We start from the raw sequence: 16,594 nt of genomic DNA on the forward strand, positions 1-16,594 counted from the left end.
CAACGAGATCGATTTTATTTTCCACGATGCGGCAGCCGTGGAAAAATCGTGGATGTCTCAAGCGGTTAAGCCGAGACATCGATGAAAGCGGATCACTCGAACAGCGGTGCCAGCTCCATTTGCGGGACCAGTACGAGACCCTTGTCGGTGATGCGAATTTCCGGAATGACCGATAGCGGAATCAGATTGAAGCCCATGTAGGGGATGGTGCAGCCGGCCTCGGCCCATTCCTTCTTGAGCACCTTGACCTCTTCGGCCACTTCCGTGACGCGCTTGTCGGACAAGAGGCCCGCGATCGGCAGCGGCACCAGCGCCCTCACCTGGCCGTCGGCGACGACGCAGACGGCCCCCTGATGCTCCTTGACGGCCGCGATCGCCACCTGCATATCGCCCTCGTTGGTTCCGGCGACGATGAGATTGTGGCTATCGTGCCCGACGCTGGAGGCGACCGCGCCGCGCTTCAGGCCAAAATCCTTCAGCAGGCCATAGGCGACATTGCCGGCCGACTTACCGTGGCGCTCGACCACCGTGACAAAGCACAGACCGTAGCGTTCAAACAACGAGGGCCAGTCCTTGGCCGGCTCGATCTTGACCTTCTCGTGGACCAGCGTGATTCCCGGCAGCGCGGTCTTGATCGCGTTGACGGTGCAGGCCTTTGCCGGCAGCTCCGGCGTCAGCTTCATCTTCTCCGGCAGTTTGACGGTTGCGTAGGCCGCCTTCGGGTATTGATAGCGCTGCGACAGCGCCTGATCGAGTTTTGGCGTGATCTTGCGGTTCTCGACCATCAGCTCGCCGCCGTACCAGGTCGATTGCGGCTTGAGGTTATCGTCCATCAGCACGAGATCGGCGCGGCGACCGCCGCCGAGGCCGCCGATATCGCCTTCCATGCCGAAGCGCGTGGCGCCGTGCAGCGAGCCCATCGACCAGGCCTGCTCCGGCGACATCCCCGCCTTCACGGCTTCGCGCACCACCCAGTCGAGGCCGAATAGCAGAAGATCGTCGGCGTCACGGTCGTCGGTGCACACCGCCGTGCGCTTGTGCGAGGCCCCGAGCTCGGTGATCGTCCGGATCGCCTGCGGCAGCGAATGCCAGGGCGTCGTCGGTGGACCGCCGCGCAGGAAAATCCAGACGCCGGCCTCGAGCAGGTCGTCGGCGATGTCACGGTCGATCGCCTCATGGGTGTCGGTGACGCCACTGGCCGCATAGGCGGCGACGAATTCACGGCCGTAGATGTGGCCGGACACCGGCCGCCCCCGCTTCAACGCGGCCGCGATGATCGCGTGGCTGCGCTCGTCCCCCATCGTGACAGGCACGAAGTCCATCTTCTCGCCGAGCGCCACGGCCTCCGGCCAGCGATCGAACAGGCCGGCAATCTTGTCGGGTGTGAGGTCGCCCCCGGCCGTCTCGAGTTCGGCAGAGGTCGCCGGCACCGTGCTCGGCACGGTCAAAAAGATCGAGAGCGGCGCCTCGCGCGCATCCTCCAGCATCGCCTCGACGCCGGCGACGTCCATGACGTTGCCGATCTCGTGACTGTCGCAGAAGATGGTGGTGGTGCCGTTGAGCAGCGCGGCCTCGGCATAGGCGCAGGCCGTCACCATCGAGGATTCGATGTGGATGTGCGGATCGACCAGGCCCGGCGCGATGATGCCGCCGGCTGCATCGTAAGTCGCGACGCCGGTCCAGGCTTTGCTGGCCGTTCCAGCCGGCTTGACCGCGGCGATACGGCCGCCTGAGATCCAGACCTCGCGGCCGGGATGGATCCGCTCCGAATAGGTCGAGAGCACCCGCGCACCGGTGATGACGAGATCAGGCGCGACGCGCGCCGAGGCGACGTCGGCGAGGCGCCGCGTCATGCTGTGCAGCGGCGCGACGGAGAAACGGGTGAGTTTGGTCATCGGAGCTCTCGCATGGATGGACAGCCCAGCGATGGTTGCCTCCGGCGGCGGCAGGGGCAACTCAAATAATGCGGCACCCGTGCTTACGCATTGGGCAAAGGCCCGCGGCCGTTTCAGGCCGGGGCGAGCTTGGACCCGTGCGCAGGAGAATGTCGCCGCGATCAGCTCTTGGCTTCCTCGACCTTTCGCCGCGAACGACGTTTCGGCGCCGACGCAGCGACCGTCACGGGCTTGACACGTATGCGCACCGACCCCTTTGACAGGTCGAGGTCGAAGGCATTGGTCTTGCGCACGAGATCGATCAACTTGCGGGAGCCGTAGGTCCGCGGATCGAAATCGGGCGCCAGATTGGTCACCTGCTGGCCGATGACGCCAAGCTCGACCCAGCCATCTTCGCTTTCCGACTGGGTGATGACGTTCTTGATGATTGATGTCGCGGCTTCCGGCGGCTGCAGCGAGCGCGGTGCGGACGCGGCATCTCGATTGTTGAGCACGGCTCCGCGCAAATTCTCGGTGTAGACGAACTTTCGGCAGGCTTGCCGAAAACTCTCCGGCGTTTTCTGCTCGCCGAACCCGAACACGTCGATGCCGTGCTCGCGGATCCGCGCGGCAAGCCGAGTGAAGTCGCTGTCCGACGACACGAGGCAGAAGCCGTCGAAGCGGCTGCTGTGCAGCAGGTCCATCGCGTCGATCACGAGGGTGATGTCGGACGCGTTCTTGCCGGTGGTGTAGGCGAACTGTTGCTGTGGGATGATGGCGTGCTTCGCCAAAATGTCGGCCCACCCCTTCGACCGCGCATTGGAGAAGTCGCCGTAGATGCGGCGGACGCTGGCCTCGCCGATCTTAGCAATCTCCTCGAACAGCCCATCTGCGATTTTCGCCGACGTATTGTCAGCGTCGATCAGGACGGCGAGACGGGGCGAGCGAATTTCCGACGGCATCGTGTTCTCCCAACGAGATCGACGGGAGACTAGCAGATATTCGCGCGAGAGATCGCTAATCCTCGTTCGCCTTGAACCGCCCGAGCCCCTTCAGCACGAAGGGCGCCAGCAGCGCAACGAGCGCGATACCGAGCAGGGTCGCGGAGATCGGGCTCTGCAGCAGCGTCACGGGGTCGCCGAGGCTGATCGCGAGCGCGCGGCGCAACTGGCTCTCGGCGATCGGGCCGAGGATCAGGCCGACGACGACCGGCGCGATCGGAAAATCGAACCGGCGCATCAGGAAACCGAGCACGCCGAAGCCGGCCAGCATCGACAATTCGACCACCGACGGCTTTGCCGCGATGGTGCCCATGGTGGCGAAGACGAGGATGCCGGCATAGAGCCAGGGCTGCGGGATCGCGAGCAGCCGCACCCACAGGCCGACCAGCGGCAGGTTGAGCACGAGCAGCATGCAATTGGCGATGAAGAGACTTGCGATCAGGCCCCAGACGAGGTCGGGCCGTTCGGCGAACAGCAGCGGCCCCGGGTTGAGGCCGTATTGCTGGAAACCCGCCAGCATCATCGCGGCCGTCGCCGAGGTGGGCAGCCCCAGCGTCAGGAGCGGCACCAGCGTGCCGGCGGCGGAGGCGTTGTTGGCGGCTTCCGGTCCCGCGACGCCTTCGATCGCGCCCTTGCCGAACTCTTCGGGATGTTTTGTCAGCCGCTTCTCGGTCGAATAAGACAGGAAGGTCGGGATCTCCGCGCCGCCCGCGGGCAGCGCGCCGATCGGGAAGCCGAACATCGTGCCGCGCAGCCACGGCTTCCACGAGCGCTTCCAGTCTTCCTTGGTCATCCACAGCGAGCCGCGCACCGGCTCGAGCTTTTCCTCGGTGTGGTGGCGGCGCGATGCGACGTAGAGCGCCTCGCCCACTGCGAACAGGCCGACCGCCAGCGTCGTCACCTCGACGCCGTCTAGCAATTCAGGCACACCGAACGCGAGCCGCGCCTGTCCAGTCAGCTTGTCGATGCCGACGAGGCCCAGCGTCAGGCCGATGAACAGGCTGGTCAGGCCGCGGATCGGGGAATCGCCGAAGGTCGCGGACACCGTGACGAAGGCGACGCACATCAGCGCGAAATAATCCTCAGGGCCGAAGCGCACGGCGAAATCGACCAGCCACGGCGCAAGGAAAGCCAAGCCAATCGTGGCGATGGTGCCGGCGACGAAGGAGCCGATCGCGGAGGTCGCGAGCGCCGGCCCGCCACGGCCGGCCTTGGCCATCTTGTTGCCCTCGAGCGCCGTCGCCATCGAGGCACTCTCGCCGGGCGTGTTGATCAGGATCGCTGTGGTCGATCCGCCATACATGCCGCCGTAGTAGATGCCGGCAAACATGATGAGCGAGCCGCCGGGGTCGAGCTTGTAGGTGACAGGCAGCAGCAGCGCGACCGTCAGCGCCGGGCCGATACCGGGCAGCACGCCAACCGCAGTGCCCAGGAACACGCCGATCAGCGCATAGAGCAGGTTCATCGGCTGGACGGCGACCGCCATGCCGTGGGCCAGCGCCGCAAAAGTGTCCATCACAGCAGTCGCTCCAGAGGGCCGGCCGGAAGGCTCAGCGTCAACAGGCGGTCGAACGCGAGATAGATGAGGCTGGACATCACGAGAGCGATGATGCTGTCGACGACAATGGCGCGGCGCCCGAACGCCGCCGACGTCGTCACGAACAGCGCCGCGGTCGCCAGGATGAAGCCGCCGCCGAAGCCGATGATGGCGATCAGCAGCGCCAAGCCGATGAGTATCAGAAGCACCGGGAGGGGATCGGCGCTCTCGCGCGCCGGCAGATTGCCGCGCAGCGCGTCGATGAAATTGCCGATCGCCAGCAGCGCGAGGCCGGTAGCGACCACCACCGGCATCGCCTCCGGGCCCATGCCGTACATCGACGTGGATTGCAGGCCGCGCGCATCCCAGACCAGCACCGCGGCAAGACCTGCAAGCAATGCCGCGATGACGATGCCGGCGCGATCAACGCGCCGCTGTGGCTGGGCTGGATCGCGTGAGGTCATGACTTGACGAGGCCGACCGATTTCAAGACGTCGGTGACGCGCACGGTTTCCTTCTTCAGGAAGTCGGCGAAGGCGTCGCCGCCTAGGTAGGCATCCTCCCAGCCCTTCTGCTTGAGGATCTCCTTCCAGGCGTCCGACTTCACCATCTTCTCGACGGCGTCGCTGAGCGTCTTCTTCTGCTCCGGCGTGATGCCGGGAGGCGCGACCACCGAGCGCCAGTTGGCGATCACGAGGTCGATGCCCTGCTCTTTGAAGGTCGGGATGTCGCTGCCGGCGATACGCTTCTCCGAGGTCACGCCGATCGCGCGCAGCTTGCCGGACTTGATCTGCCCTTCATATTCGCTGAGGCCCGAGATGCCCGCGGTGACCTTGCCGCCGAGAATCGCGGCGAGCGACTCGCCGCCGCCGGAGAACGGGATGTAGTTGATCTTCTTCGCATCGGCGCCAACCGCTCCGGCGAACAACGCCGCCATCACATGGTCGACGCCCCCGGCCGAGCCGCCGGCAAACGTCACCTTGGCGATGTCGGCCTTCACCGCGGCGGCGAGATCCTGCGCGGACTTGATCGGCGAATTCGCAGGCACGACGATCACCTGGATTTCCTCGGTGAGGCGTGCGATCGGCGTCACCTGCTCGAGCGTGACAGGCGACTTGTTCATGGCGAGCGCACCGACCATGACGAAGCCGTTGACCATCAGCTGGTTGCCGTCGCCCTTGGCGCCGTTGACGAACTGCGCAATGCCCACGCTGCCGCCCGCGCCGGGAACGTTGACGACCTGCACGCTGCGCGCGACGCCGGTGGCAACCAATGCCTGCTGCATCGAGCGCGCGGTCTGGTCCCAGCCGCCGCCCGGGGCCGCGGGCGCCATCAGCTTGAGCTCGAGCTGCTGGGCGAAGGCGGGCGTCGCCGCAGCGAGGGTCAACGCAACGGCTGCGCCGAAAAGGCGCGCGGGAAACTGAAACATGAGGGCATTCTCCAGGCTCATGCGGACTTTGCTGATCAGCTGCCGCATTGTGTCGTTTGGCCGCATATCAGCCAAAACGGCCGACGCTGTCCAGCGACGGGCCCGGTTCTTTGTCAGCCGGACTTCGGCATCACGCCGCCGAGCGCGAGCGTCAGCTCAGCGGCGACATCGCGCACAATTTGCCCGATTTCCGGCAATCTCTCGTCGGTCAGGCGGCTGGTCATGCCCGAGACGGAGATCGCTGCGAGCGGCTCGGTGCAGTCGTTGTACACGACTGCGGCAATACAGCGCAGGCCCATGCAGGCCTCCTCGTCGTCGAGGGCAAAACCCTGCTTCCGGATCTTTTCGAGCTCCTTGAACAGGTCGCTCGGCCGCACGATCGATTTCTCGGTGAGGCGCGGCATGCCATGATGGCGGATGACGGCCCCGACCTCCTCGTCCGAATAGGTCGCGAGCACCGCCTTGCCGACGCCCGAGGTCACCATGGCGACGCGGCCGCCGACCTGGGTCAGCGAACGCATGATCTCGCGACTCTCCATCCGGGTCAGCACGATGATGAATTCGTCGTCCACCACGGCGAGGTTGGCGGTCTCGCGGGTGAGATCGCGCAGCTTGCGCAAATATGGAACGGCCTGCGTGGAGAAATTGCGCCGCCGCGCGAAGCTCGCGCCGACGGTAAAGCTGCGCACGCCGACATGCCATTTGGATTCGGCGCGGTCGAATTGCACGAAGCGGCGGCTTTCCAGCGTCGCCAATAGGCGGTGCACGGTGGAGGCCGACAGGCCGGTGCGAACGGCGAGATCGCTGAGGCGATAGCCTTCGTCGTCTTCGGCCAGCGTTTCCAGGATCGACAGCGCACGATCGACCGACTGCACGCCGCCGTCGCGCGCGTCGTGGTCGGCCTCCGATGGCGATCGGGGCTCAAGCGGTTTACGCCGGATCACGTTCTTGCTCATCGCGACCTGACCGTTCTCCCTCGCCCCGCTTGCGGGGCCGCGACGAGCTTCGCTCGCGCTGAGAGGGTCGGGGTGAGGGGGAGCTTCCACAAGGACGGTGAGAGACGGACTCGCAGAGAGTCCCCCTCACCCGGAATTTGCTGCGCAAATCCCGGCCTCTCCCCGCAAGCGGGGAGAGGCGAAGACCGTCAGAGCAACCCTGCCCCGCGCGCCCATTTGTACTTGGCGCCGAGCACTTCGACCGGAAGCTCGGTCGAATAGGCATAGGCCGGGATGCCGTTCTGGTAGAGATATTCGGCGGCTTCCTCGACCTCGACGTCGCCGGCGAGCGAGGCGACGATCGGCTTCACAAAACCCTTGGCCTCCATCTCCTTCTTCACCTCGACCATGTTGCGGGCGAACACCATCGGCGGCGTCACGATGGTGTGCCAGTAGCCGAGGATCAGCGAATGGATGCGCTCGTCCGACAGGCCGAGCTTCACCGTGTTGACGTAGGTGATCGGGGGCTCGCCGCCGGTGATATCCACAGGATTTCCAGCAGCTCCAAACGGCGGAATGAACTTGCGGAAGGCCGCGTCTAGATCCGGCGGCATCGACATCAGCGACAGGCCGTTGTCGACGCAGCTATCCGACAGCAGCACGCCCGAGCCGCCCGCACCGGTGATGATCAGCACGTTCTCGCCCTTCGGCGTCGGCAGCACCGGCACGCCGCGGGCGAATTCGAGCAGCTGCCGCAGGCTGCGGGCGCGGATCACGCCCGACTGCGCCAGCACGTCCTCGTAGATCTTGTCGTTACCGGCGAGCGCGCCGGTGTGCGACGAGGCCGCCTTGGCGCCGGCCGAAGTGCGGCCGGCCTTGAGCACGACGACCGGCTTCTTCTTGGAGACGCGCTTGGCGGCTTCCGCAAAGGCGCGGCCGTCCTTGAGGTCTTCGCAGTGCTGCGCGATCAGATTGGTGTTCGGGTCCTGCTCGAAGAAGGCGAGCAGATCGTCTTCGTCGATATCCGACTTGTTGCCGAGGCCCACGATCGCCGACACGCCCATCTTCGCCGAGCGCGAGAAGCCGATGATGGCCATGCCGATGCCGCCCGACTGCGACGACAGCGCGGCGTGGCCCTTGACGTCGTAAGCCGTGCAGAAGGTCGCGCAGAGATTGGCCGGGGTATAATAGAAGCCGTAGATGTTCGGCCCCATCAGGCGGATGTCGTACTTCTTGCCGACCTCGACGATCTCGGCCTGCAGTTCCGGCGCGCCGGCCTCCGCGAAGCCCGACGGGATCAGCACCGCGCCCGGGATCTTCTTCTCACCGCACTCGGTCAGCGCCGCCGCGACGAACTTGGCGGGGATCGCAAACACTGCGGTGTCGATCACCCCTGGCACGTCCTTGACGCTCTTATACGCCTTGTAGCCGAGGATCTCGGCGGCCTTTGGATGGATCGGATAGATGTCGCCTTTGTAGCCGCCATTGATGAGGTTCTTCATCACGGAGTTGCCGATCTTGCCGTCCTCGGCGGAGGCGCCGACCACGGCGACCGCCTTCGGCTGCATGATGCGGTTCATGGCCGCAACGATCTCTTCGGTCGGGCGCGGCTTGGGCTTCGGCTTGTAGGCGAAGTCGACGACGATACGGACGTCGGCGGCGATTGCGCTCTTCGCCGTCGCGAAGACCGGGTTGAGGTCGAGCTCGACGATTTCAGGGAAGTCGGTGACGAGTTGCGAGACCTTGACGATGACATCGGCCAGCGCCGTGCGGTTAACCGCCTCGCCGCCGCGAACGCCCTTCAGAATCTCATGCGCCTGGATGCCGTCGAGCATCGAGAGCGCGTCTTCCTTCGTCGCCGGCGCGAGGCGGAAGGTGATGTCCTTCAAGACTTCAACCAGCACGCCGCCGAGGCCGAAGGCGACGAGCTTGCCGAACGAGCCGTCGGTGATCGAGCCGACGATGACCTCGGTGCCGCCGGCCAGCATCTGCTGCACCTGCACGCCCTCGATCTTGGCGTCGGCCTTGTACTTCCTGGCGTTGGAGAGAATGGTCTCGTAGGCCTTCTCGGCATCCTCGGCCGTCTTGAGGCCAACGATGACGCCGCCGGCTTCAGTCTTGTGGAGAATGTCCGGCGAGACGATCTTCATCACAACGGGGAAGCCCATCGAAGAGGCCATCTTGCCGGCTTCGCCCGCCGACTTCGCCACCCCTTCCTTCGGCACCGGAATGCCGTAGGCGTCGCAGACCAGCTTGCCTTCCGGCGCCGTCAGGCTGGTGCGCTTATCCGCCTTGACCTGGTCAAGGACTTTGCGGACTGCGTCTTTGGAATTGGACATGTGGCTTCTCCCTTGACCTGGTTCGTTCTTTGCAAAGCGCGCGTGTTGCGGCTGCCCGTGATGCTTGCCATTCGCCGCGCTCTGTTCCATGCGGCGGAACGGAGTGGCATAAAGCCTGAAATTACTCCGCCCGCTTGGATCAAAAATGGCTGGCGATGGCATTTGGTATGCCAGAAGCCAACTTGTCAAGCTACCGCGTGCCTTGGAAGGCCGCAAAAAATAGGCAGCTTGACATTCTGGCATGTGGTATGCCAAAAACTTTCCCGTTAATATTCCTGTAAAAGACGACTCCCACTGGAGGAGATTCGTCGTGTCACTGCGGAAACCAACCAAGGCGTTGCCGAACATGGCCGAGGCAGATATCGCAATCGTTCGTATTGCCCCGGAGTCTAGCTTCAAGAACAAGGCGTATGACGCCTTGAAGGAAGCCATCCTCAAGATGGACATCTATTCGACGCCCGAGCCGGTGATGCTCGACGAGCGCGCATTGTCCGAACGTCTGGGTGTCAGCCGCACGCCGATCCGCGAAGCCATCGCGATGCTCGAGCAGGACGGTTTCGTGAAGACGGTTCCGCGCCGCGGCATCATGGTGGTGCGCCGAACCAAGAGCGAGATCGTCGACATGATCCGCGCCTGGGCGGCGCTGGAGAGCATGGCCGCGCGCCTGATCACCACCACAGCACGCAAGAAGGACATCACGGCGCTGCGCGACTATTTCAAGGATTTCGGCAAGGACCGCCTGCCCGAGGATCACGTCGAGGAATATTCGCGCGCCAACATCGCCTTCCACCAGGCGCTGATCTCGCTGTCGGAATCGCCGGTGCTGGTCGATCTCACCAACGATTTGTTGCTGCACGTGCGCGGCTACCGCCAGCTGACGATCGGACGCAAGGACCGCACCGCGACGTCGCTGCCCGAGCATCTCGGCATGATCGAGGCGCTGGAAGCGCGCGACACCGAGCTCGCCGAGAAGCGCGCCCGCGACCACACCCTTGGCCTTGCCGCTTACGTCGAAGCGCACGGCCAGGAACTTTTCACGTAACTGTTCACCTAGCAACGTTCACCAGAAGGGCGAGACATTCGCCCCGTTATCTTGAGACCAGGGAGACAAGGCCCATGCTGAACACCGCGACCAAGTCCGAGGCACCGGGCACCGAGCAGGAACTGACGGATGGCTTCCATCTCGTCATCGACGCGCTCAAGCTGAACGGCATCAACACCATCTATAATGTGCCGGGCATCCCGATCACGGATTTGGGCCGCATGGCGCAGGCCGCCGGCATCCGCGTGATCTCCTTCCGCCACGAGCAGAACGCCGGCTATGCCGCGGGCATCGCCGGCTATCTCACCAAGAAGCCCGGCGTCTGCCTCACGGTCTCCGCGCCCGGCTTCCTCAACGGTCTCACCGCGCTCGCCCACGCCACCACCAACTGCTACCCGATGATCCTGGTCTCGGGCTCCTCCGAGCGCGAGATCGTCGACCTCCAGCAGGGCGATTACGAAGAGATGGACCAGCTCGCGATCGCCAAGCCGCTGTGCAAGGCGGCCTATCGCGTGCTGCACGCCCAGGACATCGGTATCGGCTTTGCCCGCGCCATCCGCGCCGCGGTCTCGGGCCGTCCGGGCGGCGTCTATCTCGACTTGCCGGCAAAGCTGTTCGGCCAGGTCATGGCCGCCGAGGCCGGCCGGAAATCGCTGGTCAAGGTGATCGACGCTGCGCCTGCGCAGATCCCCTCGCCCGCATCTGTGAAGCGCGCGCTCGACGTGCTCAAGAGCGCAAAACGTCCGCTCATCATCCTCGGCAAGGGCGCGGCCTACGCGCAGGCCGACGAGGAGATCAAGACGTTCGTCGAGAAGAGCGGCGTGCCGTTCCTCCCCATGAGCATGGCCAAGGGCCTCTTGCCCGACACGCATCCGCAGTGCGCCGGCGCTGCCCGCTCGACGGTGCTGAAGGATTCCGACGTCGTCATGCTGATCGGCGCGCGGCTGAACTGGCTGCTGTCGCACGGCAAGGGCAAGAGCTGGGGCGAGACGCCGAAGAAGTTCATCCAGGTCGACATCGAGCCGAAGGAGATGGACTCCAACGTCGAGATCGTCGCGCCCGTGGTCGGCGACATCGGCTCGGTCGTCTCCGCCTTCAACCAGGCGATCGGTGCGGGTTGGACCGCGCCGGCCGACTGGACCAAAGCCGTGTCCACCAAGCGCGAAGAGAACGTCGCCAAGATGGCGCCGAAGCTGATGAACAACAAATCGCCGATGGACTATCACGGCGCGCTTGGCGTCTTGAAGAACGTGATCAAGGAGTATCCCGAGGCGATCCTCGTCAACGAGGGCGCCAACACGCTCGACCTCGCCCGCGGCGTCATCGACATGTACCGCCCACGCAAGCGTCTCGACGTCGGCACCTGGGGCGTGATGGGCATCGGCATGGGCCAGGCGATCGCGGCTGCGCTCGAGACCGGCCATCCCGTGCTCGCAGTGGAAGGCGACTCGGCGTTCGGCTTCTCCGGCATGGAGGTCGAGACCATCTGCCGCTACAACCTTCCGATCTGCGTCGTCATCTTCAACAATGACGGCATCTATCGCGGCACCGACGTCAACGGCGCCAACGACGATCCGGCGACCACCGTGTTCGTGAAGGGCGCGCGCTACGACAAGATGATGGAGGCTTTCGGCGGCGTCGGCGTGAATGCGACCTCGCCGGATGAGCTGAAGCGCGCCGTGAACGAGGCAATGGCGTCGCGCAAGCCGACGCTGATCAACGCGGTGATCGATCCGGCGGCGGGCTCGGAGAGCGGCCGCATCGGCAACCTCAATCCGCAGAGCGTTCTGCAGAAGAAGAAGTAAGTCCACCCCTCAACCCTTATTCCCTGCCGGGTGCAGGGGCAGACACAGAGTACGGAGCAAACACGATGACCAAAGCGCTCGAGGGCGTTCGCATTCTCGACTTCACCCACGTCCAGTCCGGACCGACCTGCACGCAGCTGCTGGCCTGGTTCGGCGCCGACGTGATCAAGGTGGAACGCCCGGGCGTGGGTGACATCACCCGCGGCCAGCTGCAGGACATCCCGAACGTGGACAGCCTGTATTTCACCATGCTGAACCACAACAAGCGTTCGATCACGCTCGACACCAAGAATCCCAAGGGCAAGGAAGTCCTCACCGAGCTGATCAAGAAGTGCGACGTGCTGGTGGAAAACTTCGGTCCGGGCGTGCTCGACCGCATGGGCTTCCCCTGGGAGAAGATCCAGTCGATCAACCCGAAGATGATCGTCGCTTCGATCAAGGGCTTCGGCCCCGGCCCCTACGAAGACTGCAAGGTCTATGAGAACGTCGCGCAGTGCACCGGCGGCGCCGCCTCCACCACCGGCTTCCGCGACGGCCTGCCGCTCGTCACCGGCGCGCAGATCGGCGACAGCGGCACCGGCCTGCACCTGGCGCTCGGCATCGTCACCGCGCTCTATCAGCGCACCCACACCGGCAAGGGCCAGCGCGTCACCGCGGCGATGCAGGATGGCGTGCTCAACCTCTGCCGTGTCAAGCTGCGCGACCAGCAGCGCCTCGCCCACGGCCCGCTCAAGGAATACAGCCAGTTCGGCGAAGGCGTTCCGTTCGGCGATGCCGTGCCGCGCGCCGGCAACGATTCCGGCGGCGGCCAGCCGGGCCGCATCCTGAAGTGCAAGGGCTGGGAGACCGACCCCAACGCCTACATCTACTTCATCACCCAGGCCCCGGTCTGGGAGAAGATCTGCGACGTGATCGGCGAGCCCACCTGGAAGACCGATCCGAACTATGCGAAGCCCGCCGCCCGCCTGCCGCGCCTGAACGAGATCTTCGCCCGCATCGAGCAGTGGACGATGACCAAGACCAAGTTCGAAGCGATGGAGATCCTCAACAAGGACGACATCCCCTGCGGCCCGATCCTGTCGATGAAGGAGATCGCCGAGGACCAGTCGCTGCGCGCCACCGGCACCGTCGTCGAGGTCGACCACCCCACCCGCGGCAAGTACATCTCGGTCGGCAACCCAATCAAGCTGTCGGACAGCCCGGCCGAGGTGACCCGCTCGCCGCTGCTCGGCGAGCACACCGACGAGATCCTGCGCAGCGTGCTCGGCTTCTCGGACCACCAGGTCGCCGACATCCACAAGTCCGGCGCACTCGATCCGCCGCAGAAGCAGGCGGCCGAGTAAGCGGGCTGATCAGAGAATGACGAAAGGGCCGCCCTCGGGCGGCCCTTTTTGTTTGGCGGCGGCCGGGCGTTTGTCGGCTCAAACCAAAACTGAAAACAACCCCATGCACAGTAGCGATCCTCTTGGTCCGAAACGGGGTTTCGCATTTTTCGAAATTTTCCTTGACCCGTCGGGCAAAACAGGGGTATGGTGTCATCATCGGACGAAGCGAAGGTCCCGTTCCCCTACACGACGCGGCTGCCGCTGCCGGCGGGCTTTTCGTCTCCACAGAGCAACCGCTTCCGAATTAAGTCCGGCCGCAAGGAACGGACGTAGTTCCGTCCCGTTGTTCACATACCGGCACGCCGTGAAATCGCAGGCCGCCATCCGACGACAGTACATCGTCCACCACCGGCTCGCGAGCGGAAGCGTCCGGTCCGGCGCGGTTCGAGATCGCGCCCGCCCATCCACATCGAGGTCGACATGACGAGAAATCATCCCGAGTCCCGGGCCCTGCGGGAGGCCAACCGGGCGTTCAAACCGGTCGAAACGAAGAAGCCGATGACCGACCACGCGAAGGCCCAACAGTCCCTTCACGAAAATCGCGAGCGCCTGAAAGCCGAACGACTGGCCCGAGAAGCCCAGCAGGGACATCGTCCCAGATAAGGCGATGCCGGTGCCCGTTATTATTCCGACATCGGGGACAGAACACACTCTCCGTGGACGAAGAAGGACCGGGCCGCGCACGGATAGATGAACCGCGTAAATCGATGTCCGCTTGCCCCCCAATGGCGGCGAAAGCGGACGTCGTCGGACTTCCGAGAAGGGCAACAGGGAGACCTCACGTCCAGCAAACGAAGTTTGACTTGCCGCGGTCGCGACGAACCGACGATAGTGATCGATTAGGAACTTCGTTCGGCGAAGAAGCGAGTATCGTAATTCATCTCACCTATGAAGCTAGTCCCGGTGCTCTCGCGGACGACAATTGTAACAGCTTTCCAAACGTCACGACGTCTAGCACCTCCGGCTTGCTTAGAAAGTCTTCCGTAGTTCCACGCGGCGCAGTTGGAGGCAAAATCACCAAGGCTAGCTGTTCGTTGCGAAATCGTCTGGGGCAGCACAAAGCCAAGAATGATGGCAAGGACCGCGGAGCCAAGGAGCGGGAGCCAAGAACCGAACCAGAGGGAAAATGCAACGCCACACGCCGTGATAAGCGCCAAAGCAGTAATGGTCGCTGGGTGAAGCTCAAGGGCGGGAAGATCCGTCTCTCGTGAGAGGATATCATGTAGGCTCTTAGCCCTGTGCGCGCGAAAAATGGTTCTCAGGTCAGTTTTGGGCGTCAAGCGTTGCACGTAGCCCAAGCGGCGCAGCGCAGCCCGCAAGCGAAAGAATGCGAGAGCGGTGGGGCAACGGAGGTGTCGCGCCTCGGATATGTTCAGCTTAGATGAGACTATGTCGAAGAGCTGCCCGACCGTTTCACAACGGAGCGCTTCCGCGTCAGAAATTTTGACACTGAACGCTTCCTCTACGGCGTAAAGCACGTCAACGTCGTCGCCATCTCCGACCAAGTTGAGGCAATTGGCAGCTTTGGTCATCGGAAGTGTCCAAGCCTACTACTATGCAACCGGGTAACGATCTGAGGCTACTGCCACAAACCCGTTCCGGCAAGACACCGGCTTAGGTCGAGCCATCAGCTCGCCCCTTGATCGGGAGTTTCTTAGGCTGAACGACGGCTGTGGGTCAATCGCGACGGTTTGGCCAAGTTTCAGCTACGTCTGGTCTCGCGCTGACAGCCGACAGATCATCGGCCGTGCCATGCGGCAGCCATGGGCCACAAGCAGACGAAGAAAGAGGCTGATGTTGTTGTTTAGGCGGGGTCCGCTATCGCTCTGGCCAAAGACCACTGGCTAAGAGTTTGCAGACAAAAACGCCGCCACAAGGTCGAGTGGGATGGTGAGCAAAGCGGTTGGAAGTGAAGCCAGATATCCCTCACCGCAATTTCCGCCCGAACCACCGCCATGGCAGGTAATTGTTGGAAAAAGTGCGATGAGCGCAAACAGGCCGATCGCAGTGACGACTGTGAATGCCGCGATGATCGTGCCGGCGATAAGCCGTTTGAGAAGCAGCAATAAGTCTGGCAGACTTGGTCGCGTAAGCTTGATTAGTAAAGCTCGTCTCACTTCTTCAGTCTGCGACTTTCGCCACGCCAAAGTTACGATGACGACGAACGCGAGTAGGGGCGAGACGAGCCCGATGACGCTGACGATGGACGCAATGGTTAAGTGCATCTTCCTATGCTACCACTGTCAGCTTCAACCGGTTGTAAACTTCAGCAAAATGTAACCTGGCGTAGCGGGAGGCGCCAAGACCGCTATGGGTCATGACCACCCCCGGTATGCTGGCCGACTGCTTCCGGTCCACCGCTATGAGCCGACTGCCCGGTACACTGCCCTGACTTCGCATTCGGGCCAGTTCCGGACATACCACCAACATGTGCCACCATTCCGCTCAGTTGAACTGAAGGCCGAGCAAAGATGGACATTGCCAAGAAGGTGATCGCGAAGCTCCCCCTTGACGAGCTGTGGGACGAGAAAGAAGTTCTGACCGCGCGCCGTGTCTCTGACGGGCTGAACGCATCGGAAATCATTGAGATGATGCAAGCAGGAGCGACTTTCGTCGTTGCTGATCTTGAACTACGGCCCCGCTGGATAGACCCGGCGCAACGCTTCGAGTTCTGGAAAACGGAAGTGAAGTCACGGCTTGCAGAGCCTGACAAACCGGCCTTCCTTGACCGCTTCCCCGACGAGTACTGCTACTTCGCTTCCAAATGGCAACTCGCTGATGGGCTTCCTCTGATTGTCCTTGAACGGCACCATTGACAGGGACGGCAGGTAGCCACGTCCGCTTTGGGCCAATAGCGGGCGTCGGCCGGGGCCACTCCGATGATCAGCTACGGGCCAGAAGCGGACATCGGCCCTCCGTCGGGTTTGCTAGGCGGGGTAGCGCCACCTCAGAGCGCGGCGGACGACGATCAGCGCCAAAACATTCACTGCGAGGCCAACCCAAAGAACCGTTGGCACTGACCATGCGATGCACCTGGGGATCAGGTAAATGACCTGCCCGATCAGACCGGCAAGCAATGCAACTCTGGTCCAGCCCAATAGCGTTCGTGGTATCCAATCATCGGACTGGTCGATCAGATTTGCCGCGATCCATCCTGACAGGAATTCCATGCTTTGCCATAACATCTGGTCGTTCGCAGGCATTTAAGAACTCGGATCAATATTGATCAAGTCCGCTTCGGGTCCAA

At 63.5% G+C, this 16,594-nt stretch carries 15 protein-coding genes; 5 read left to right on the forward strand and 10 right to left on the reverse strand.

Annotation, left to right across the window (positions count from 1 at the left end; translation table 11 throughout):
• Window positions 1-92 precede the first annotated feature (92 nt).
• The 7 genes from HYH08_RS10435 to HYH08_RS10465 all read right to left on the reverse strand — a co-directional run bounded on the left by HYH08_RS10435 (window position 93) and on the right by HYH08_RS10465 (window position 9,115).
• Entirely contained in the window at window positions 93-1,895 is a 1,803-nt protein-coding gene (locus HYH08_RS10435) for an adenine deaminase C-terminal domain-containing protein (RefSeq protein ID WP_220009685.1), read from the reverse strand.
• Window positions 1,896-2,056: 161 nt separating this feature from the next.
• Window positions 2,057-2,836 (reverse strand): NYN domain-containing protein, encoded by a 780-nt coding sequence (locus tag HYH08_RS10440; RefSeq protein ID WP_220009686.1) that lies wholly within the window; start codon window positions 2,834-2,836, stop codon window positions 2,057-2,059.
• Window positions 2,837-2,891: 55 nt separating this feature from the next.
• Window positions 2,892-4,391 carry a tripartite tricarboxylate transporter permease gene (locus HYH08_RS10445; protein WP_220009687.1) on the reverse strand — a complete coding sequence of 500 codons (1,500 nt, stop codon included), beginning with the start codon at window positions 4,389-4,391 and terminating at the stop codon, window positions 2,892-2,894.
• A complete protein-coding gene (locus HYH08_RS10450; RefSeq protein ID WP_220009688.1) occupies window positions 4,391-4,876 on the reverse strand; it encodes a tripartite tricarboxylate transporter TctB family protein in 486 nt (161 codons plus the stop codon). The genes HYH08_RS10445 and HYH08_RS10450 overlap by 1 nt, the downstream gene beginning before the upstream one ends.
• Window positions 4,873-5,841 carry a Bug family tripartite tricarboxylate transporter substrate binding protein gene (locus HYH08_RS10455; RefSeq protein ID WP_220009689.1) on the reverse strand — a complete coding sequence of 323 codons (969 nt, stop codon included), beginning with the start codon at window positions 5,839-5,841 and terminating at the stop codon, window positions 4,873-4,875. Before HYH08_RS10455 ends, HYH08_RS10450 begins: the two co-directional genes overlap by 4 nt.
• A gap of 113 nt (window positions 5,842-5,954) precedes the next feature.
• A complete protein-coding gene (locus tag HYH08_RS10460) occupies window positions 5,955-6,797 on the reverse strand; it encodes an IclR family transcriptional regulator (protein ID WP_220009690.1) in 843 nt (280 codons plus the stop codon).
• A 188-nt stretch (window positions 6,798-6,985) separates the two neighbouring features.
• Window positions 6,986-9,115, reverse strand: a complete 2,130-nt coding sequence (locus HYH08_RS10465) for an acetate--CoA ligase family protein (RefSeq protein ID WP_220009691.1) — start codon at window positions 9,113-9,115, stop codon at window positions 6,986-6,988.
• 346 nt (window positions 9,116-9,461) lie between these two features.
• Here HYH08_RS10465 and HYH08_RS10470 point away from each other — a divergent pair, with 346 nt between their 5' ends.
• The 4 genes from HYH08_RS10470 to HYH08_RS37385 all read left to right on the forward strand — a co-directional run bounded on the left by HYH08_RS10470 (window position 9,462) and on the right by HYH08_RS37385 (window position 13,950).
• Window positions 9,462-10,157, forward strand: coding sequence for a GntR family transcriptional regulator (locus HYH08_RS10470; protein ID WP_166819518.1), 696 nt, complete (start codon window positions 9,462-9,464; stop codon window positions 10,155-10,157).
• A gap of 74 nt (window positions 10,158-10,231) precedes the next feature.
• Window positions 10,232-11,962 carry an oxalyl-CoA decarboxylase gene (gene oxc / locus HYH08_RS10475; RefSeq protein ID WP_220009692.1) on the forward strand — a complete coding sequence of 577 codons (1,731 nt, stop codon included), beginning with the start codon at window positions 10,232-10,234 and terminating at the stop codon, window positions 11,960-11,962.
• 65 nt (window positions 11,963-12,027) lie between these two features.
• Window positions 12,028-13,305: a formyl-CoA transferase gene (gene frc / locus HYH08_RS10480; RefSeq protein WP_220009693.1), complete on the forward strand. Its 1,278-nt coding sequence runs from the start codon at window positions 12,028-12,030 to the stop codon at window positions 13,303-13,305.
• 462 nt (window positions 13,306-13,767) lie between these two features.
• Window positions 13,768-13,950, forward strand: a complete 183-nt coding sequence (locus HYH08_RS37385) for a hypothetical protein (protein ID WP_228747715.1) — start codon at window positions 13,768-13,770, stop codon at window positions 13,948-13,950.
• 236 nt (window positions 13,951-14,186) lie between these two features.
• On the opposite strand, the gene HYH08_RS10485 is transcribed toward HYH08_RS37385, so the two are convergent.
• Together HYH08_RS10485 and HYH08_RS10490 are read right to left on the reverse strand one after the other, a co-directional pair.
• Window positions 14,187-14,879: an acyl carrier protein gene (locus tag HYH08_RS10485; RefSeq protein ID WP_220009694.1), complete on the reverse strand. Its 693-nt coding sequence runs from the start codon at window positions 14,877-14,879 to the stop codon at window positions 14,187-14,189.
• A gap of 312 nt (window positions 14,880-15,191) precedes the next feature.
• The gene (locus tag HYH08_RS10490; protein WP_220009695.1) at window positions 15,192-15,572 is read right to left on the reverse strand and encodes a hypothetical protein; all 381 of its coding nucleotides are present in this window, start codon (window positions 15,570-15,572) and stop codon (window positions 15,192-15,194) included.
• Between the two features lie 246 nt (window positions 15,573-15,818).
• On the opposite strand from HYH08_RS10490, the gene HYH08_RS10495 reads away from it, so the two are divergent.
• Window positions 15,819-16,163 (forward strand): hypothetical protein, encoded by a 345-nt coding sequence (locus tag HYH08_RS10495; RefSeq protein ID WP_220009696.1) that lies wholly within the window; start codon window positions 15,819-15,821, stop codon window positions 16,161-16,163.
• 111 nt (window positions 16,164-16,274) lie between these two features.
• On the opposite strand, the gene HYH08_RS10500 is transcribed toward HYH08_RS10495, so the two are convergent.
• Entirely contained in the window at window positions 16,275-16,550 is a 276-nt protein-coding gene (locus HYH08_RS10500; protein WP_220009697.1) for a hypothetical protein, read from the reverse strand.
• Window positions 16,551-16,594: the final 44 nt, after the last annotated feature.

Source organism: Bradyrhizobium sp. BR 10289 (assembly GCF_019455385.1).
Taxonomy (GTDB): Bacteria; Pseudomonadota; Alphaproteobacteria; order Rhizobiales; family Xanthobacteraceae; genus Bradyrhizobium.